Raw genomic sequence first — 19,548 nt, forward strand, 5'->3', positions numbered from 1 at the left:
GGGAGTAAACCACACGGTAACATGGAATAACTTGTTGAGGAAAAAGAGGGGAATCAACAATGAATAAATTAAAGTCTATAGTCGCATACGAATGGAAAAGTATAGGAGCTATTTTATTATTTTCCTTTGTGATTGTTTCAATATGGTCAGAACATCATTACGATTATTACTTTTGGTTGCTAATAATCTCGTTAGTTATTTATATATTTAGAACAGTATTCAAGATTTTAGTAATATATAAAAGTACAGATCTTTAAGGAATACATATGCATAATTAGAAGGGCTACTTTATGGTAGCCCTTTTAATTGTCTCGACCTAGTTAATGCTTGAAAACAAAGGGTCGATATTCACTTTCCATGGAGAGATAGGTGACGTTCTCACCAAGGTAAAAGAAAGATTGGTCCTTAACCGACCTTTATTTTTTATAAAAAGAGTAACCTCAACTGGGATTTCAGTTTCTAAAGAGGATGGCCCTAACACCTTTGTTTGTGGCAAAGTCCACTGTATAGCTTCAATTTTTTCTATTTTCTTAAGCTCTTTTTTAATATTTTTTTGATTACTTATGGCAATATTTTTAACCAAGCCTTTATCTCTGTTTTTAATCGTTACGAATAATACATTTAGCAGTTGAGATGGTGGAAGGTTATTCATATATTCATTTATCTTCCCAGCAGCTTTAAGGATCATCACATGATGGGAAAAGTCTGCTTTACCTGTCCGATGTGTCGTGCTTCCCATAAAATGAATGCAAAAATGACCACAGAAACCGTTTGGAAGCGAACCTGCACCATGTGGCATTCCGTGCATGGAAGCAGGAATTAGGTTATCATCAGCTAAAATTAATACAGCCCTTCTTCGCCAACTCCAGTTCCCGTCGTATATTTCCTTCATTATCCTTGTATCTTCTCTTGTTAAAGGCTGCACATCTGCATGCCTACTACCAGCTCTTCTTTGTACATTAAAGCTCTTGCCGCTTTCCACATCGATTACAGTGAACAACGAGTATTTTGGGATTATTTTGTTAACAGCTTCCCAATCCTGAATTTCTATTTGAAAGCTAATTGGGGTGAGTACTGGTTTGTCTGTCTTAGCGTAAGTAAAATCTGCAAAGCAAATTAATGAAAGAGACAAGATTACAATAAAAATAACTTTTTTCACAGCTAAAAATCAACTCCGATGTTTAGTAATTGATAACATCTATTTTGTGTTATTTTTTAGAAAAAAAAGCTAATAAAAATTTGGAAATAAAAGAGGATTAGTTTTTTAGGGCTTTACTCATACTTCACTAGATACTTATTATTAAATTCTTATTGAACTAACGAATACTTAGTTGCACAACTTGAACGACTTAAGTCGATTTTTTTTGGAACAAAAAATCAGTTAAGGTGAATAACAAACATAATTGAACTAACAAATAAATATCTTAAGGTAGATATGGGATTAAATGTAAAATTGATCTTTTCCGACATTTTTATATCCCCTAAGTAGAATTGACAGAGCAACATGCATAATATATTATAAGTGAGTAACTCACTCACTAACTAAAAGATATTAGAAAGGAAAAACTCTAAATGACAAAATCCAATATTTTACCCAATATCTTTTTTCGTAAATTTAATCAAAGAAAAAATGAAAAGAAGTTAGAAATTAATACTGAATATATGATCAATGAAGAAAAGTATGTAACGATTGGAGGGATTGATCAATGGATTTCAATCCGAGGAGAAGATAGAAGAAACCCTGTTCTTTTATTGATTCATGGTGGTCCTGCCTCAACTTATACTATTTTTAGTTCTTTAATACGTCCTTGGGAAAAGCATTTTACCATTGTTCAATGGGATCAGCGCGGTGCAGGAAAAACGTTTAAAAGGAATGGGAAAGAAGGCTGTGGTAAAATTACATTACACCAGTTGGCAGAAGATGGAATTGAATTAAGTAATCTTATTTGTAATGATCTTGAGAAAGATAAAATTATATTGGTTGGAAGTTCCGTCGGTAGTCTTATAGCTACATTAATGATTAAGGAAAAGCCAAATCTTTTTTACGCGTATGTAGGGACTGATCAAAACTGTTTTGATTATGAAAATATTGCATACCAATTGGCTATTGATTCCTTGTCTGATGCAGGGAATACGAGGGGACTGAGGAAATTTAAAGAACTAGGACCAGATCAAACGAAATGGACATTAAAAGATTTTGATAAAAGAAATCAGATCTTAGTAAAATCTATAAAAAATGTTCCTAATATGGTAATGGATCTTATTTTACCTTCAATGCTTTCATCACCACGACATAATATTAACGATTTATTCGATATTTTTAAAGGGATGAAATTTTCGGGTGAACAATTGTTTAACGAACTAAAGAATTTTAACTATGGACGATTAGGAACAGTATTTTCAATACCTTTCTTTATTTTTCAAGGAGACAATGATATTATTACCCCTACCAAAAATGCAGAACGATTTTTAAAAGAAATCGAAGCACCATTAAAAGAGTTTATTTATATAAATAACGCTGGTCATTTAGCTTGCTTTGCTAGACCTGAGCAGTTTTTAGAAGAATTAATAAATAGAGTAAGACCATTAGCAATTAATAATTAAGTAAGAATATATAAATTGGAGTGAGTAAGTTGTTACCAAAAGATCATAATCAACAAACTGATAGAAGGGTGCTTATAAAACAATCTGCATTGAAAATATTTGCATTGAATGGTTATAAAAATACGAAAACAAGTGTAATTGCAACTGAAGCAAATGTTAGTGAAGGTTTAATTTTTCGCCATTTTCAATCAAAGGCAGAGTTGTTTTTTCAAATTATTGAAGGTTTAATGATTGAGTCTCAAAGTGAGCTAAGTTCATTGCAGTTTTTCCAAGGAACTCCTTACCAACTATTAGAATTATTAACTGAAAAAATGTTAGACAAAAATCATAAGTATGCATTTATGATGATCCAACAAGCGAGGAAAAACACCGAAGTACCAGAAAAAGTGACTGAATTATTATCAAAATATTCACCTGATTATTTAATTGATTTACTAATTCCTATTTTTATAAGAGGACAAGAAAGTGGTGAATTCTTAAAAGAAGATCCACGTAAAATATTAGTTTGGTATTTCAATGTGATAAATAGTTTAACGATTCAAGATTTAGTTGATAGTAAATTTGGTTTACCAGCTGCTGATTTTTTGATGAAAATGTTAAAGGCTTAATTGGTGAAATAAAAATTCTCAGTATTATGAGTTGTTAAAGGTTGTCTAATTAGACAGCCCTTTTATTTAGTCCAAAAATCAACTTTTTAATTAAACAGTTCCTAAATGAAAAAAAATTCCATAATTAAAATAAATATGGATATTTAAGTCATTTTATTCAAAAAATACTCTTATGCCAGACTATGTAAGAGGAATCTATGAAAAAAATAATAAAATTCATTTTTAAAACTTTAGTACTCCTATTTTCACTATTGGTCATATTATTTGCTTTAAATGAGATTGAAATGGAGAAAGCTCAAAAAAAGAATATTTTTACTGAAAAGCCAATAACTTATCCAATGGGACATAGTGATTTGTCGATTTATACGAACGGAAGGAAGTTAAATAACCAATTATTTCATGATATTCGGAATGCAAAAAAGGAAGTTCATATCTACTTTTTTTCAGTTTCGAATGACCGTGTTTCACATGAATTTTTAGATGTCTTAAAAAAGAAGAGTGATGAAGGAATTCCAGTTTATTATGCTGTTGATCGTCTTGGTGGAATTTTATTAGAACGGAAAGAAAGAAAATCTTTAATCGATCATGGAGTACATTTTACCTATTTTAATAAACCGCAATTATCCTATTTTTTTGCATCGATAAATAACAGAAATCATCGTCGAATGACGATTATTGATGGGGAAATTGGCTATATTGGTGGGTTTAATATAGGTAAAAAGTATATAGATGAAAAAAAAGGATTAAAACCGTGGGAAGATGTTCAGCTTAGATTAGTAGGTAGCGGTGTTGAAGGCTTAGAAAAACAATTTGTACATGATTGGAGAAAAAATTCAGACCAAAAAATTACTCAAATGGAGATCAGTAAAAAAATTGGGCGAAGCCAGCATCAATTTGTTTCTTATACTAAAATAGGAATTGAACAAGAATATAGTAAATTGTTTAAACAAGCAAAACATTCCATAACAATTTATTCTCCATACTTTATACCGAATAATAAAGTGATTTGGGATTCATTATTAGATGCAGCAAATAGAGGAATTGAAGTAAAAATACTATATTCTCATAAGTCAGATGCACTTCTAGTACAACAAGCAGCATTTCCATATATAAAGCAAGCTTGGAAAAATAATATAAAAGTATATGGGTTTAAAAAAGGTATTTTTCACGGTAAAGTAATTAAAATTGATGATCAAGTTCTTATGATTGGCACTACAAATTTTGATTCCAGGTCATTTCATTTAACGGATGAATTGAATTGTTATATTTACGATCAACAATTTATCAAACAGGTAGAACCAGAATTAGCCGATGTATTTAATCATGCTTTTGAAATTACGCCTACTTATATTAAAAATTTACCTTTTAAAGAAAAAATAAAAGAAAAAATAGCGAAAGTATTTGAGTTTTATTTATAGGGTAAAAACTAGTTGTACTTTATTTTTATTTAAAGAATACAATGAAAAAATAATGAAAGATTAATCAAGAAAATTGGTTAATCTTTTTTTATTTTCAAATATTTATAAAAATACAATTGATTTTATATTTATTCATAATTATAATGAAGAATATAATTTTATAAAAGGGGATATTAATATGAAAGTCGGTATTATGGGGGCAACCGGATATGGTGGTCTTGAACTCGTAAGATTACTATCAATGCATCCGGAAATAAGCGGTATGAATTTTTATTCAACATCAGATTATACGGAAGATTTGTCTACGTATTATCCACATTTAACTACTAGTACTAATGGGTCAATAAAAAAGTGGAATAAAAATAAATCTGTTTCAGAAAATGATATTTTATTTTTTGCTACACCACATGGAGTTAGCAGTGAATTAATGGAAGAAATCGATTTTTCGAAAACAAAACTGATTGATCTATCTGGAGATTTTCGATTAAAAAAAGAAGAAACATACCAAAAATGGTATAAACATACACATCCTTGTTTTTCAAAAACGAATCAATTTACATACGGCCTATCTGAACTTAATCGAGAAGCGATTAAACAATCCAATAATATTGCTAATCCAGGATGTTATCCAACTGCAACACTACTCGGAGTCGCGCCGTTATTAAAGGCAGGAATTGTAGCGAAAAATTCAATTATAGTAGATGCTAAATCTGGAATTTCTGGAGCTGGTAAAACGGCTAATCAAACGACTCAATTTATGAATCGAAATGAAAATTTAACAGCCTATAAAATTACTGAACATCAACATATACCTGAAATTGAACAATTTATTGGAACAATTGATTCAACACAGGATTTTATAACGTTTACACCGCATTTAGTTCCAATGACAAGAGGGATTTTGTCAACAATTTATGCTACGTCAGCTCGTGAAATTAGTAACGAAGAATTAAGAGAAATCTATAACCAAAGTTATGAAGATTCCTATTTTGTGAGAGTACGAGACGGAGTACCTTCTACAAAAGATGTTTATGGTTCAAATTTTTGTGATTTATACGCTACTTACGACAAACGTACAAATCGAATTACAATCGTTTCTGTCATTGATAATCTTGTTAAGGGAGCGGCCGGGCAGGCAATTCAAAATATGAATTTAATGTTAGGTTTGTCAGATGAAACAGGTTTACAATTTACACCAATATTTCCATAAGGAGAGATAAAAGTTGATAACAAAAGAAAAGAATATAAAAAAAATAAATGGAACAATTACATCACCAAATGGTTTTTACGCTAGTGGAGTTCATGCTGGACTACGTTATAAACGTAAAGATTTAGGATTAATTTATTCTGAAAAGCCAGCATCAGTTGCGGCAGTTTATACATTAAATTTATTTCCAGCAGCACCAATTGCAATAACAAAAAAGAGTATTGCATATAGTAATAAGCTTCAAGCAGTTTTAGTAAATAGTGGTTGTGCAAATGCATGTACAGGTAAAAAAGGAGAAGAGGATGCCTATTTAATGAGATCATGGTGTGCTGAGCATCTTAATTTACCTGAACATTTAGTCGCAATCGCATCGACTGGTGTAATCGGTGAATATTTAAAAATGGATCGATTAAAAAGTGGCATCGACAAATTAACGCTTGGTAATAAGTCGGAAGATGGAGGAGATTTCGGTCACGCAATCTTAACGACAGATACTGTTATAAAAACTACTTGTTATGAAGTATTGATTGACGGAAAGGTCGTAACGATTGCTGGGTCTGCTAAAGGTTCTGGAATGATTCATCCAAATATGGCAACTATGCTTGGTTTTGTGACAACTGACGCTACGATTAGTTCTGGTCAGTTACAAAGTTTACTAAAAGAAGTGACAGATAAGACATTTAACCAAATTACAGTTGATGGAGATACTTCAACAAATGATATGGTTTTAGTAATGGCAAATGGAGCAGTTGAACATGAGGAATTAACTGAAAGTCATCCAGATTGGGCTAATTTTGTAGCTGCATTTCAATTAGTTTGTGAAGACTTGGCTAAAAAGATTGCTAGAGATGGTGAAGGGGCAACTAAGTTAATTGAAGTAAATGTAAATGGAGCTTCAAGCCAAAAAAATGCAAATCAAATTGCTAAAACGATCGTCGGATCAAATTTAGTAAAAACAGCTGTTTATGGAGAAGACGCTAACTGGGGAAGAATTATTGGTGCCATTGGATATAGCGGGGTCGAAGGTAATTTTAATCAAATCGATATTTCCATTAATGGTGTAACAGTATTATTTGGTAGCAAACCAGTTGAATTTAATGAAGAAGAGGCTAAAATTGCTTTGAAAAATGAGATTATTTATATTGATGTCCATTTACACGAAGGAGATGCACTTGGTACTGCATGGGGCTGCGATTTAACTTATGATTATGTGAAAATAAATGCAAGCTATCGCACATAAGGGGGAATTAAACATTGGAAACAGTAGTTATTAAACTTGGTGGTAGTTTAATCCATAACTTATCAATTACATTCTTTGAAAATATTAATCAATTAAAAATGAGTGGTAAAAAAGTCATCCTTGTACATGGAGGGGGACCACTTATAAATAACTTATTATTAAAGTTTTCAATTCCAGTTGAAATGGAAGACGGCATTCGTAAGACTTCATCGGAAGTTTTAGAAATTGTAGAATATGTCCTAAATGGAAAAATCAATAAAGATTTAACGATTATTTGTAATCAATATAATATTAAAGCTATTGGTCTATCAGGGTGTGATCATCTATTACTAGAAGCTTCACTTTATAATCAGGGAAAATTAGGTTGGGTTGGAGAAATTGAGGATGTAAATACGAATCTATTAAATTTACTTCTTGATAATGATTATGTACCTGTTATTTCACCTGTTGGGGTGGATAAAATTGGCCAAAAATATAATATTAATGCAGATGAAGCAGCAAAAAGTATTGCAAAGGCAATGAATGCGGAATTACTCTGCTTTATCACAAATACAAGTGGTGTTTTAGATCTAGAACAAAAATTGATTGAAAAGATTACGCCTAGTGAAGTTGATAAATTAATCGATGAAAAAACAATTTATGGTGGAATGATTCCTAAAGTTACGAGTGCCTTAAATGCATTAAATGTAGTAAATTCAGTGGCAATTGTTGGTGAGAATTTCTTAAATGAAAATGGAACGATTAACGGTACAGTATTTACAAAAGGAGTTGTGTTAAGTGAGTAATTTATTCCCAACTTATAATAAAAAAAATATTAATTTTCAAAACGGAAAAGGTACTTATCTATATGATGACGAAAATAACAAGTACCTAGATTTTTTAAGTGGAATTGCTGTTTGTAACTTAGGTCATTGTCATCCAAAAGTTGTAAATGCATTAAAAGAGCAAGTAGAATCGATTTGGCACGTATCAAATTTATTTACAATAAAAAAACAAGAAGAGCTAGCTAAAGTTTTAGTAAAAAGCTTTAAGGATGGATTAGTATTTTTTTGTAATAGTGGTACAGAAGCGAATGAGGCAGCTATAAAATTAGCTAGAAAACATTCAGGTAAATCTCATATAATCAGTTTTAAACAAAGCTTTCATGGACGTACATTTGGATCAATGGCTGCTACAGGTCAGTCTAAAATCCATGAAGGATATGGTGAAATGTTAAGTGGTTTTACATATGTACCATATAATGATTTGAATGCTTTACAAAATGAAGTTAATGAAAATACTGGAGCAATTATTTTGGAGGTAATCCAAGGTGAAGGTGGTGTAGTTGTTGGTAATAATGATTTTTTTGAAGGGGTTCAAGCTCTTTGTGAAAAACATGAATTATTACTCATTGTTGATGAAGTACAAACCGGAGTGGGCAGAACAGGAACAATGTTTGCCTATGAACAAACTCCACTGAATCCAGATATTATTACGCTAGCAAAAGGTTTAGGAAATGGTTTTCCAGTTGGGGCAATGCTCGGTAAGAAAAAGCTAGCTAATACATTCTCGTTAGGAGCGCATGGTTCAACTTTTGGAGGAAATTATTTAGCAATGGCGGCTGCTTATGAAACAATCAATATTATTAATGATTTGCAATTTTTAAAAAGTGTAAAAGATAAAGGACAGTATTTAGTTGATAAATTAGCTGAAATAAAAGAAGAGTTTCCGCAAATAGTAGAAATACGCGGTAAAGGGTTAATGGTTGGTATCGAGTTAAATCTATCTGTGGATCAACTCGTGGAGCAATTTTTAAAGAATGGTTTAATCGTTGGTACTGCAGGACCTAATGTATTAAGATTATTACCACCGATCAATTTATCATACGAAGAAATAGATGAAGCAATCCAAATAATGAAACAAGTTCTTTCTTCTTATTTTTTAGATAGCCAAGTTAAATGAGGGATAGTATATTTTGACTAGAAGGCATTCATGGACATATTCCATGATGCCTTTTTATTATTTAGGTCTTTCTGCTTGATTCGTAAAAATAGATTGAAAGTTGAGTTTATTTTTTAGATAATGGAATAATCACTTTTATTGGGGGTGGAGCTAGGCTATGTATCATATTCGTGTAAGAGCATGTGCTTTAATAGTTGAAAATGATTCAGTTTTATTAATTCAATTTACAGATGAAGACGGAATTCACTATAATTTACCAGCTGGCGGTACCGAACCTGGTGAGACAATTATTGAGGCTGTAAAAAGAGAAGCATTTGAAGAAGCCGGTGTAGAAGTTGAGGTTGGCGAACTAGTATTTGTTTCAGAAAATGCACCTCATTTGACCGGTCATAGAATACATGGATTAAGTTTAATGTTCCGCTGCCATATTAAAGAAGACTCAATTCCTAAGATGCCACCAAATCCAGATCCAAATCAAACTGGCGTAAAGTGGATACCGATTAATGAATTAGACAATATCATCTTATATCCAAATATTAAAGATCAAATTATTCAATATGCAAAAGGTATGTATCAAAAAAATCGATTAATTGAAGAGGACAAATTAAAAGAACAACTAATATGATTATTCTCATCTTCTTACATTTAATGTGAGTTGAGTCCCTCCATGTGATATTTTAAAAAAGTGAGGGACTTAATTTTTCTACTTTTATAAAAAGCATTTTACTTCAGTTTAACTCTACATTTATTCTTTATAAAAAAGGATGATTAAATGATAACCCTTCCAGATCAGTTTATAAAAACGATTAAAGATATCCATAAAGAAAAAGGAGAAATTTGGCTTAGAAATTTTGATGACTTGTGTAATAGATGTGAAATTCGATGGAATATGAAAATATTATCTCCATTTGAATTATCATATAATTTTGTAGCGCCAATTTTAATTGATGGTCAAAAAAACGCAGTTATTAAACTAGCAGTCCCTAATGAGGAATTTAATAGTGAGGTTGAAGCTTTAAAAGAGTTTAAAAATAATGAATTCGTTAAAGTCATTGATTCAGATCTTTATGAAGGAATCCTAATTTTAGAACAACTATTGCCTGGTGATACTCTTGCTACGATTGAAAATGAACAAGAGGCAATGGGGATTGCCGTCAAAGTGATGAAAAATTTATGGAAAGCTGCGCCTAAATCCACTAAAATACCATCCATATTAAGTAGAGAAAAAAGCTTAAGTCGAATCGTTGAAAAATTTCCTAATGGCTTAGGCCCTGTATCAAAAGAAATGCTAATAGATGCTTTTGATATTTTCAAAGAAATGAATCGTACACAATCTACAAAATACTTACTTCACGGAGACTTACATCATTATAATATATTAAAATCAGGAGAAAACTCATGGAAAGTGATTGATCCAAAAGGATTAATAGGCGAAAGAGAATATGACATTATCCAGTTTCTTTTGAACAACTTAGAGGGGAAAGATATTTCTACGACTCTAGAAAATCGAATTAATCTACTAGTAAAAGAATTGAATCTAAATAAAGAAAGAGTACTACTGTGGGGTTATTCACATGCTGTGTTATCAACATGTTGGAGTTTAGAAGATGAAGGTACTTATAATGAATATTTTTTTCAAGCTATAAATGTTTTTAAAGATTTACATACAAAATTTTATTAGTTTTTTATTGGCTGAAATATTAGGATCTGTTAGAGTAGATTTTTGATTTTCTTATACAGCTATGTGGCAGTTTAGTTACAAAAGAATATTTTTGTGTCAAAAAAAGCGAAATTACCCCAAATTACAGTAGTAGTTCTTTACTGTATAATCATCTTTGTGGGAGTAACTGGAAATTTGAAACAAAAATATAAATAGGAGTACATAGTATGAAAAATAAAAAACGATATTTCTCTCTTTTTATAGTAATAGTTGTTGTATCTTCAATTCTATTATATAAGCACCAAACTAATGCTGAAACTGTAAAGGTAAAAATAGGGCAATCAAATCAGTTCACGAAGGACGAAATAAAGGCAGCAGTAAGTACTGTAAAGGAAAAGTTCAAAGGTTATAAAGGGTGCACATTGACGGATCTATGGTACTCAGAAAAAGATTCTCTTGCTATCACCAAAGATTATATGAATTATGGTGGAGGCTATGAAACAGTTGTAGGCAATAAAAATGTAATTGTTTTGCTATCAAACTTTAAAGTCGATTCTTCCGGTGGTGATGGAAGTTGGAAGCCCAATTCAACTCAGACTAGATATACTTGGACTTTAATAAGAAATAATGAAAAGGGTAAATGGAGAGTTGAACAAGCGGAAGATAATTATACTGATGCTGATCATGTAAAAGTAAGAATAGGTTTATCTAAAAAGTTAACGAAGGACGATATAATCACTGCGTTTGAAACCGTCAAGAAAGAATTCAATAAGGTTGATACTAACAAAGGATGCTCAATTACAGAACTACACTATTCAGAGTTTCAAGCGATCGATGCAGATACAATTCAAGCTTATATGGAAGATGAAAATGCCATTGTTGTCTTTTCTACCATTAAAACCGCTCCTACAGTTGTAGGGGGTTGGGATGCAAATAAAACGATGGATAATTTTGGTTGGACGCTGGTTAGAGATAGTAAAAATGGAAAATGGAGAGTTAAAGATGCGGGATATGCATTAGATATAAATTTATTCTTTTTAACTAGTGCAGTGCTTTAGTTTAACAGAAACGGCTACTTATGTAGTCTTTTTTATTGCACAAAATGGCCGTATATTTGCATATGGATTGTCTGGTTTATAAGAAAAAAGGCGAAATCCCCCAAATCACAATTACTCACTGTGTTGATATAATTGTTGGAAATATGAATCAGATTGAGGTAGGAGGAAAGTTTTGAAATCAAGAAAAATACTAGCCGATGTTAATCTATTTCTTGCTATAATTAGTTTGACGTTTTACATAATTAGCCTAATAACTATTACTAAAATTTCAATGTTATTCTTGCCAGTAATGTCTCTGACAATTATTCTTGGAGGAATAATTACTATAAAGATTGTAAAACCAAAATTCATAGGCTATCTTACATTGTTTACTGGTGTCCTCTTATTGGTATTGTCATTAAATTCTTTAATACGACACTATTAGGAATAAGAAATGATGAAAAGCATTAAAACTATGAAAATTCTAGGTGTATTCTTTATAGTATGTGGGCTACTCTTAACATGTTTTGTTTCTTTTTACTTTAGACATCAATCCTCTAGTATTGGATTGTTAACAACTTTTTTAGGTGTATATTTTATTAAAAGGTATAAATTAGCCAAAGAAATAGCTAAAAAAGAAATATTCTTAGTTATTATCGTTTACATATCAGTAATATTAATTGAAGTATTTTTACTAAATTGGGCTTTGGTTTAGTAATTAAATAGGATCCACTTATAGAACTAATACATGGATAGTTGTACCCCGCTATAGAACGGATATTTAAAAGAAATGGTGGTTAAATTATGGGTAAAAATTTCCATAAAAAAAGTTTAAGTGAATTTTTTGATTCTGGTGTAGGTTTAGATTTCTATATCAAATCAAGGTATTCTGGAAATCATATAAAGTTTAGAGAAGAATTACAGGGTTTTCTTTGCACAAGTGAGAAATATTGGCAAAGATATAAAGCAAATGGCCCAAGAGAGAAGTTTGATTTACTTATAGGTTTAGATCAATACGTTGACAAAGATTTTTCCATACAAGAGATAATCGAGTTAATAAACATTTGTAAAGGTTTATCGGAAAAATACAATTCTGATAAAATAGATGACCAAAAAGTAAGATACTTTTCAATGAAGTTGAAGGAGTTATGTGAAGAAGCACTCCAGGGAAATAATTTAGTCGAAGCACTAGGAGATTAAGATAATTGTTAACCATATTCAACTAAAGCAATGCATTAGTTGCAGATCAAGAGTTACTTTGGTGACTCTTTTTTATTGCACAAAATGGCTGTTTAGTACAATAAGGAATGTTTGATTTTATATGAAAAAATGTGAAATTCCCCCAAATCAAAAAGCATATTTTGTTGGTATAATTGGGCAAGAGTTATACTTTAATAAAACTAACTTAAAGGAGTACAAATGAAAAAAAGCTACCGTCGCTGGTAGCTAGAACTTAAACATAACCCAAAAATCGATTAAACTATATTCTTTGTTAATTATCTATTCGAATAAGTAGCAAGACCTCGTCCAATTAGATTTGCAGAAACAGGTTGTTTCCCGATTTCCCTTGCCCAAATTGATAATTGTCCTATATGGTGAATTTCATGAGCGATGGTATGTCTAATGATTTCACCCCAAGTATCCGTCACATTTCTTCCATCTGGTAAGGTATGGTAAAATAAACGATTTTCCATTTCATTATCCCAGCTGTCTACAAAATTTTTCACTTCAATATGAAATTCTGCGTCCAATTCTCGAACTTTATCTAAGCTTTTATAATCATTAAAACTCTCCTGAAAATCAGATTTGCCTTGTAAAACACGTATCCAGCTCCACTCTACATCAACTATATGAAAAAGAGTATGTAAAATACTTCCCACTCCACCAGTTCGGGTCAACAGTAGTTCTTCTTCACTTAACTCTTCACACCACCTATACCATTCTTGTCTTACCGACCAATTATATCTAAAAAACATTTGCAATTAAAACTCCTCCTAATATAGAAAATTAAGCTACTAAAATAATTTCATTTTTATGAAGTTGCTTTTAATAGTTAACGCATAGTAAAATTTATTTTTTATATACAAAACTCGGGTTATTTAAATCATTATTTTTAATGATTACATCAGCAGTGAGTTGGGGTGAGTGTTCTTCCAAATAGAGTTTCGAAGCTGCATGATACCTTTTAATAAACATTTCTTCGGCTTTTTCATAGCTTCCAAATGCTCGTTCTTCGCGGATTGCTCCTCTTTTTCTTGCTATATTAAAATCGGTATCTACGAATATTTTAAAATCGTACAGGTTACATAAATCCCTTTTAAATAAAAATGTTCCATCTATAATAAAAATCATATCATTTGTTGCAACTTTTAAATCTGAATTAACATACTCATCCTTTAGTAAGTCGAAGGAGGTTGTTTGATATTGCAGGTTGCCATTTGGCCCTAAAGGTATTAAAAGTTTTTGCTTAAAAGACTCGTAATCATGGGCAGCCTCATAATAGCCTAAAGCAGATTCCTTCCCGTGTTTGTAACGAATTTCTCTCGGGTTATGAAAATAATCTATACTTGTTCTAATCACTTTCTTTCTCCTGCGTTTAAGTTCTTGTGCGATTTCATTAGCAATTGTTGTCTTACCAGATGCCGTGATTCCACTAACTCCTACTCGAATTGGATGATCCGTTTTTAAGCACAATATTTTATTTACCAAATCAGAAATTAATTTGCTCCTTAACATAAATCTCCTTTTTAGCGAAACTTTTTAATTTGGTCCATTAATATTATTCGAATTAGTAGGAATAGTTGTATTTTTCCCAATTTCTTCATTAAATGTTTGAATATCACTTTTAGTTGGAGTGCCAGTTCCAAACTTCTTTTCCATAAAAAAACCAAATGCAATCATAATAATAACAAATCCCAATATTATATATCCAAACAATGTCGTATACCTCCTGTCATTTTTAATTGTTATATAGACAAAACTCAAATTTACACAAAATGTATGTATAATAAAAATTCGTTTTAGTTCTATCTTAAGATATTCCATTTTTTGCCATAAAATTCCTCTTCCTTTTTGAACTAAAATTCCACTTAGCTCTAACAACGGCTTAGCCCTGCACTATTCAACGCTCGAGATAAATGGAAAACAGTCACGAATACCAAGAGAGTATTAATAATTAAAATAAAAGAACCTATCTTGAAAGAATTATTTTCAAAATAGGTTCTTTTTCTCTTATTTTCCTAAAACATGTTCAATTAAACTAAAACTCCAAAATCCAAGTAAAGCTAAACTACTTGCTAGAATGATATAGGCAATAAAAATTTGCCATTTTTTACGATTACTAGAAACATAGTAAGTTTCTAATGTATCTTGTTGTTTCAGTAAAGGTGCAATCCTTTTATGCTTAATTTCTTGAATCTTTTCATCAATATAAGTTCTCCAGTCTAAGTCTGGTTCATGTAAACGTGCTCGAACGGAACGGATTAGATAGTTTAATTCAAGACGTTCCTTATGAATTTCTAATTCTAATTTCTTATGATCCTCAAAAAATGGGAAAAAGAAACGTTTTACAATCGTTCGATCAGAATAGACATTAAAAATCCCAAATTGAAATTGTTTAATAGTATGTTCGTATAGTTTTATTTTTTCCTTAATTACCTTTAACTGGTAAGCTTCTCGAATTCGTTTAATGAATGTAGTAATACCTAAAATAATAATATAAAATGCGATAAAGTTAGGTTGATAAAATAAGTACACTAGCATCATCATAATACCGATAAACCAAAAAATTGGAGGTAATACACTTAAAATTCTCCCTCCATCTAGAGGAGAAATCGGAATTAAATTAAACAAATTAAGTATACAGCCTAAAGCAATTACTAATCCGAAAAATTCATTATGTGTGTAGTGATAGAGAGGAATTGCTGGTAGAACTGAAATTAAGCCTAAAAACGGACCGCCAAAAGCTACATAAGATTCAGTTACAGCATCTTTTGGCATTTCTTTAAGTGAAATAACCGCTCCAACAAAAGGAATAAAAAATGCTGGTGAAGTTGGTAGGCCCTTTTGTTTTGCAGCAATTAAATGCCCGCCTTCATGACAAATTAATAAGTAAACAAGTGCGAAAGCAAAATACCATCCAAAAGTAAATCCGTATACAAATAAATACAAGATCATGCTTAAAAAAGATAAAAATTTTGCAGCTTTTAATAGAGGTAAAAGTAGCTTTAATTTTGTACCTATTAGTGCGACTACAATACCGATTCTTGTTAACGATTTTTTCGTTTTATTATTGATCATTGGTTGTGCCATTCATTTTCACCTTCTCGCTAATTATGATATGATTATGAGTATAAAAATTATATCATTAAAGATTATTTGTTTGATAGAATAATAAAGAAATAGGGACTAAAGTCTGCCCTTTTACTGAGATAAAAAGAAGAAGCTTAAGATGAAAATAACAAAATAGATGAGTGTAAGTAAATGTTAGAAAGTTATCTTTCTAACTTTTGCGTTTTTCTAGAATATTTTATTATATGAAATTAACTAAGGATTGATAAAGTAATGAATATATATGGGATGATTAAAGAAGTAGCAGATAATAAAGGTAAAAATATAGCTTATCGATACGATGGAAGCAAAATGAATTATGATGAACTCATTTCATCGTGTGAAAATATAGCACATCTATTAGTTGAAAATAAGATTGAAAAGGGAGATAAAATAGCGATTTTATTAGGGAATTCTCCTGAGTTTGTACAAACCTATTTAGCAATCTTAAGAATAGGTGCAATCGTCATTCCATTAAATCCAGCTTTTACGGAAAGTGAACTCAGCTATATTTTAAAAGACTCTTCTGCAAAACTTGTTATTTCAACTAGTGAACAGGAGAAAAAACTAAAAAGTGTTAAAAATCAGTGTCCTACATTATTAAATATTATTTTAATTGATGAAATACAACCGACCGTAAAAATAAAAAATCAATTAGAAGAAATTGAAACTCTACAAAATGATACAGCTGTTATTCTATATACATCAGGAACAACCGGTAACCCTAAAGGTGCAATGTTGTCTCATTTTAATTTAATTGAAAATGCAAATGATTTTTCCAAGTTAATCGAATTAAGCGAAAATGATCAAATGATCTCCGTCCTTCCAATGTTTCATTCATTTTGCTTAACGTTATGTGTGAATATGATTTTGTTAAATGGAGCATCAACAATCATCATTCCTAAATTTAACCCAGTTGAATTAGTTGAGGTAATTAAAAAAGAAAAAGCTACTTTAATTGCGGCAGTACCGACGATTTATAATTATTTATATCAATTAAATAGTGCGACAGCAAACGATTTTAGTAGTTTGAGAGCATGTATTTCAGGCGGGGCATCTATACCAATCGAATTATTACAGTCAATTCAAGAAAAATACAATGTTTTAATTGTAGAAGGCTATGGACTATCTGAAACAGCTCCGGTTCTTACTTTCAATCCATATCGAGGAATTTGTAAACCAGGATCAGTTGGTCTTGATCTACCTAGTGTTAAGACAAGAATAGTAAATGAAAATGGCGAAGAAGTTCCAACTGGTGAAGTAGGGGAAGTTGTTGCGATTGGACCGAATGTGATGAGTGGTTATTTAAATAATATAGAAGAAACTGAAAAGGCATTTTTTAACGGTTGGTTTAAAACTGGTGATCTCGGTAAAAAAGATGAAGATGGATATTTATTTTTATTAGATCGAAAAAAAGATGTTATTATAACGAACGGATATAATGTTTACCCTAGAGAAATAGAAGAGAGACTTTATCAACATCCTACAGTTATTGAAGCAGCGGTAGTCGGAAAACCTAATCAATTAATAGGTGAAAGCGTGTGTGCTTATTTAGTCGTTTCAAATGATTCACTTTTAGAATGTGAGATCATCGATTTTTGTAAAAAAGCACTTGTTTATTATAAAGTTCCTAAGGAAATTAATTTTGTAAAAGAACTTCCTAAAAATAGTACTGGGAAAATACTAAAAAGAAATCTTAAGTAATTTTGGAGACCAATCATTTGAATGGTCTTTTTTTTGCAATTTAGGGCATTCTCCTGTACAAAACTAGTAAAAGTCTTCTTACATCACTACTAAACTATTGTAATAACTTCTTTTTTTTGTAAGATTATCAGTCATAATCTCTTCTGCTATTGAAGTAGAGGATTCTTTATCCTTGCTTAGAGTTTGAATGTTATATAGTTAATCAACTATTTGTTTTATGTTAACTATCATAAATGGACAAAACAAAATGGGCCATTTTCTAAAGTGAAAAAATTGAGATATTTATTATTCCTTCTCCTATTTTGTTTTTATCATGTTATAAACATAATTACTATTTCTTTTATCAACTAAATGATTTGAATGTTAAAAAAAACAAATGTAAATCTAGCAAATTATTAAAATTGGGTTAAAGGAAACGGTAACAAATAATCGAATTACTTAATTAATATTTATTGAATTTGAGTAAGGGATGTTTAAAAGAAATACGTATTCAAGGTGACTTAGTAACCGCCACATCGTTTTTCAAGGTAGTACCATATCATGAAGACTGTTATGCAAGGTTGGAAAAACTGGTACAAAGGTTACTAATATTATAGTAGTCCGGAATATTATTAAAAAATAAAATAAAAACGGATAAGGAGAGAAATAAGGGGATGTCCTCCTATTTCGTTCTATAAATATATGAAAAAAACAAACGTGCTTTTTGCTTCATCTCTTTTACTTTTATCTCTAACAGCTTGTGAAAATCACGAAGTACTTAAGACAAAAGCAACAACAGTAAAAAACGCACAAAATCAATCGGTATCCCAAAACGTTGAAGAAAATAACTATTTACAATTAGAAACAAAAGATTTAGAGAAGAAAAATTCTTCTACATTTATAGAAAGCAGTAGCAACTATATAATTGAAGCAATTACTTATCAATCAATACAAAACAAAATCGAAATCGATATCAACTTAACAGAACCAAAATCTTTTATGAAGAACATCATCATCTCTGGTATCCTAATGCAAAATGCATATCAATATCTTCATACTTCTGATTTGTTGGTTTCGAATGTTTTAATTAAGGATTCGTTTTCTGATAAAGAAACCACTAAACAATATACGATATCTCCTAAAATTGAATCTCCAGCTGGAATTTCAACTGGTAGAAGTTTTAATCTTTTGCCTGATATCAAATTTGAAGAAGCGGCAGCAAACATAAAAGAAGTCTATTTGAAAATCAGTTGGGTTGATAAGGATAATAAGAATCATACTGAATACATAAAAACAAATATCATTAATAAAAGACCAGAATGAAGTGTGCCTTTGATAACCTTATATCTATCTATAGTATACTGATAGGTTTGTTAATCGATAAATGGAGAAAATGGAAAGATAACGAAGAAGGTGATGCAACGATTAATTGTTCTGCAAGATTTTCAATTAAGAATCTACCACTAAAACAACAAACTTATGAACTCGTCGTTAAAGTACCAGGTCATTTTGATAGACATACAAAAGTTGACGATTTAATTGATCTTTACGAAGGTCAAGAAGTCGGAAGGCTGAAGTATATCTTCTACAGAACAGCAAGAGCTGGAGACGTAAATCAAGATAATGTAATTGATATCTAGATGCGATCTATATTCAAACATACTGGGGAACAAATAAACGAAATGCAGATATAAATTATGATGGAATAGTTGATGCAAAAGATATTGAGTACGTAAAAAATAACTATTTATTACTAAACCCAGATGTTACGATTCAGAAAAAACCAGTAACAAAATACAAAGGACAGAAATTGGAAGATGT

The 19,548-nt window shown here is 30.8% G+C and carries 19 protein-coding genes; 14 read left to right on the forward strand and 5 right to left on the reverse strand.

The annotated features are described in order from the left end of the window. Nucleotides 1-316: 316 nt before the first annotated feature. Nucleotides 317-1,159: a hypothetical protein gene (locus CN946_RS01000; RefSeq protein ID WP_098859512.1), complete on the reverse strand. Its 843-nt coding sequence runs from the start codon at nt 1,157-1,159 to the stop codon at nt 317-319. 413 nt (nt 1,160-1,572) lie between these two features. Here CN946_RS01000 and CN946_RS01005 point away from each other — a divergent pair, with 413 nt between their 5' ends. The 11 genes from CN946_RS01005 (at nt 1,573) to CN946_RS01065 (ending at nt 12,915) form a co-directional block, all read left to right on the forward strand. Continuing rightward, nucleotides 1,573-2,604 (forward strand): alpha/beta fold hydrolase, encoded by a 1,032-nt coding sequence (locus CN946_RS01005; RefSeq protein WP_098859513.1) that lies wholly within the window; start codon nt 1,573-1,575, stop codon nt 2,602-2,604. A 29-nt stretch (nt 2,605-2,633) separates the two neighbouring features. Beyond that, nucleotides 2,634-3,212, forward strand: coding sequence for a TetR/AcrR family transcriptional regulator (locus CN946_RS01010; protein WP_176547158.1), 579 nt, complete (start codon nt 2,634-2,636; stop codon nt 3,210-3,212). A 197-nt stretch (nt 3,213-3,409) separates the two neighbouring features. Further along, nucleotides 3,410-4,630, forward strand: coding sequence for a phospholipase D-like domain-containing protein (locus CN946_RS01015; RefSeq protein WP_098859515.1), 1,221 nt, complete (start codon nt 3,410-3,412; stop codon nt 4,628-4,630). 178 nt (nt 4,631-4,808) lie between these two features. Then, nucleotides 4,809-5,840, forward strand: a complete 1,032-nt coding sequence (gene argC, locus CN946_RS01020) for an N-acetyl-gamma-glutamyl-phosphate reductase (protein ID WP_098859516.1) — start codon at nt 4,809-4,811, stop codon at nt 5,838-5,840. 13 nt (nt 5,841-5,853) lie between these two features. Beyond that, on the forward strand, nt 5,854-7,077 hold the full coding sequence (gene argJ, locus CN946_RS01025; RefSeq protein WP_098859517.1) for a bifunctional ornithine acetyltransferase/N-acetylglutamate synthase: 1,224 nt from the start codon (nt 5,854-5,856) through the stop codon (nt 7,075-7,077). A 14-nt stretch (nt 7,078-7,091) separates the two neighbouring features. Beyond that, nucleotides 7,092-7,862 (forward strand): acetylglutamate kinase, encoded by a 771-nt coding sequence (gene argB, locus CN946_RS01030; RefSeq protein ID WP_098859518.1) that lies wholly within the window; start codon nt 7,092-7,094, stop codon nt 7,860-7,862. Next, the gene (locus CN946_RS01035) at nt 7,855-9,018 is read left to right on the forward strand and encodes an acetylornithine transaminase (RefSeq protein WP_098859519.1); all 1,164 of its coding nucleotides are present in this window, start codon (nt 7,855-7,857) and stop codon (nt 9,016-9,018) included. Before argB ends, CN946_RS01035 begins: the two co-directional genes overlap by 8 nt. 157 nt (nt 9,019-9,175) lie before the next feature. Further along, on the forward strand, nt 9,176-9,643 hold the full coding sequence (locus CN946_RS01040) for an NUDIX domain-containing protein (protein ID WP_098859520.1): 468 nt from the start codon (nt 9,176-9,178) through the stop codon (nt 9,641-9,643). Between the two features lie 147 nt (nt 9,644-9,790). Beyond that, complete coding sequence (locus CN946_RS01045) at nt 9,791-10,699, forward strand: aminoglycoside phosphotransferase family protein (RefSeq protein WP_098859521.1); 909 nt, start codon at nt 9,791-9,793, stop codon at nt 10,697-10,699. Between the two features lie 206 nt (nt 10,700-10,905). Next, nucleotides 10,906-11,736 carry a hypothetical protein gene (locus CN946_RS01050; protein ID WP_098859522.1) on the forward strand — a complete coding sequence of 277 codons (831 nt, stop codon included), beginning with the start codon at nt 10,906-10,908 and terminating at the stop codon, nt 11,734-11,736. Nucleotides 11,737-12,519: 783 nt separating this feature from the next. Further along, nucleotides 12,520-12,915 carry a hypothetical protein gene (locus CN946_RS01065; protein WP_098859525.1) on the forward strand — a complete coding sequence of 132 codons (396 nt, stop codon included), beginning with the start codon at nt 12,520-12,522 and terminating at the stop codon, nt 12,913-12,915. A gap of 296 nt (nt 12,916-13,211) precedes the next feature. Here the strand turns inward: CN946_RS01065 and CN946_RS01070 are convergent, their stop codons facing one another. The 4 genes from CN946_RS01070 to CN946_RS01080 all read right to left on the reverse strand — a co-directional run bounded on the left by CN946_RS01070 (nt 13,212) and on the right by CN946_RS01080 (nt 16,026). Further along, a complete protein-coding gene (locus CN946_RS01070; RefSeq protein WP_098859526.1) occupies nt 13,212-13,697 on the reverse strand; it encodes a DinB family protein in 486 nt (161 codons plus the stop codon). Nucleotides 13,698-13,785: 88 nt separating this feature from the next. Then, entirely contained in the window at nt 13,786-14,451 is a 666-nt protein-coding gene (locus CN946_RS01075) for a nucleoside/nucleotide kinase family protein (protein ID WP_098859527.1), read from the reverse strand. A gap of 24 nt (nt 14,452-14,475) precedes the next feature. Then, on the reverse strand, nt 14,476-14,652 hold the full coding sequence (locus CN946_RS23260) for a hypothetical protein (protein ID WP_176547159.1): 177 nt from the start codon (nt 14,650-14,652) through the stop codon (nt 14,476-14,478). A 294-nt stretch (nt 14,653-14,946) separates the two neighbouring features. After that, nucleotides 14,947-16,026: a site-2 protease family protein gene (locus CN946_RS01080; RefSeq protein WP_098859528.1), complete on the reverse strand. Its 1,080-nt coding sequence runs from the start codon at nt 16,024-16,026 to the stop codon at nt 14,947-14,949. A gap of 252 nt (nt 16,027-16,278) precedes the next feature. On the opposite strand from CN946_RS01080, the gene CN946_RS01085 reads away from it, so the two are divergent. From CN946_RS01085 to CN946_RS01095, 3 genes are all read left to right on the forward strand, one after another. Next, entirely contained in the window at nt 16,279-17,748 is a 1,470-nt protein-coding gene (locus CN946_RS01085; RefSeq protein ID WP_098859529.1) for a long-chain-fatty-acid--CoA ligase, read from the forward strand. Nucleotides 17,749-18,429: 681 nt separating this feature from the next. Then, complete coding sequence (locus CN946_RS01090; RefSeq protein WP_098859530.1) at nt 18,430-19,050, forward strand: hypothetical protein; 621 nt, start codon at nt 18,430-18,432, stop codon at nt 19,048-19,050. A 47-nt stretch (nt 19,051-19,097) separates the two neighbouring features. Further along, on the forward strand, nt 19,098-19,367 hold the full coding sequence (locus tag CN946_RS01095; RefSeq protein ID WP_141546839.1) for a hypothetical protein: 270 nt from the start codon (nt 19,098-19,100) through the stop codon (nt 19,365-19,367). Nucleotides 19,368-19,548: the final 181 nt, after the last annotated feature.

The organism is Bacillus sp. AFS053548 (assembly GCF_002575105.1).
Classification (GTDB): domain Bacteria; phylum Bacillota; class Bacilli; order Bacillales; family Bacillaceae_G; genus Gottfriedia.

Coding starts and splice junctions, on each gene's coding strand:
- CN946_RS01005 (WP_098859513.1), top strand. CDS start 1,573: ATGACAAAATCCAATATTTTACCCAATATCTTTTTTCGTAAATTTAAT.
- CN946_RS01015 (WP_098859515.1), top strand. CDS start 3,410: ATGAAAAAAATAATAAAATTCATTTTTAAAACTTTAGTACTCCTATTT.
- argC (WP_098859516.1), top strand. CDS start 4,809: ATGAAAGTCGGTATTATGGGGGCAACCGGATATGGTGGTCTTGAACTC.
- CN946_RS01040 (WP_098859520.1), top strand. CDS start 9,176: ATGTATCATATTCGTGTAAGAGCATGTGCTTTAATAGTTGAAAATGAT.
- CN946_RS01045 (WP_098859521.1), top strand. CDS start 9,791: ATGATAACCCTTCCAGATCAGTTTATAAAAACGATTAAAGATATCCAT.
- CN946_RS01050 (WP_098859522.1), top strand. CDS start 10,906: ATGAAAAATAAAAAACGATATTTCTCTCTTTTTATAGTAATAGTTGTT.
- CN946_RS01065 (WP_098859525.1), top strand. CDS start 12,520: ATGGGTAAAAATTTCCATAAAAAAAGTTTAAGTGAATTTTTTGATTCT.
- CN946_RS01075 (WP_098859527.1), bottom strand. CDS start 14,451: ATGTTAAGGAGCAAATTAATTTCTGATTTGGTAAATAAAATATTGTGC.
- CN946_RS01080 (WP_098859528.1), bottom strand. CDS start 16,026: ATGGCACAACCAATGATCAATAATAAAACGAAAAAATCGTTAACAAGA.
- CN946_RS01085 (WP_098859529.1), top strand. CDS start 16,279: ATGAATATATATGGGATGATTAAAGAAGTAGCAGATAATAAAGGTAAA.
- CN946_RS01090 (WP_098859530.1), top strand. CDS start 18,430: ATGAAAAAAACAAACGTGCTTTTTGCTTCATCTCTTTTACTTTTATCT.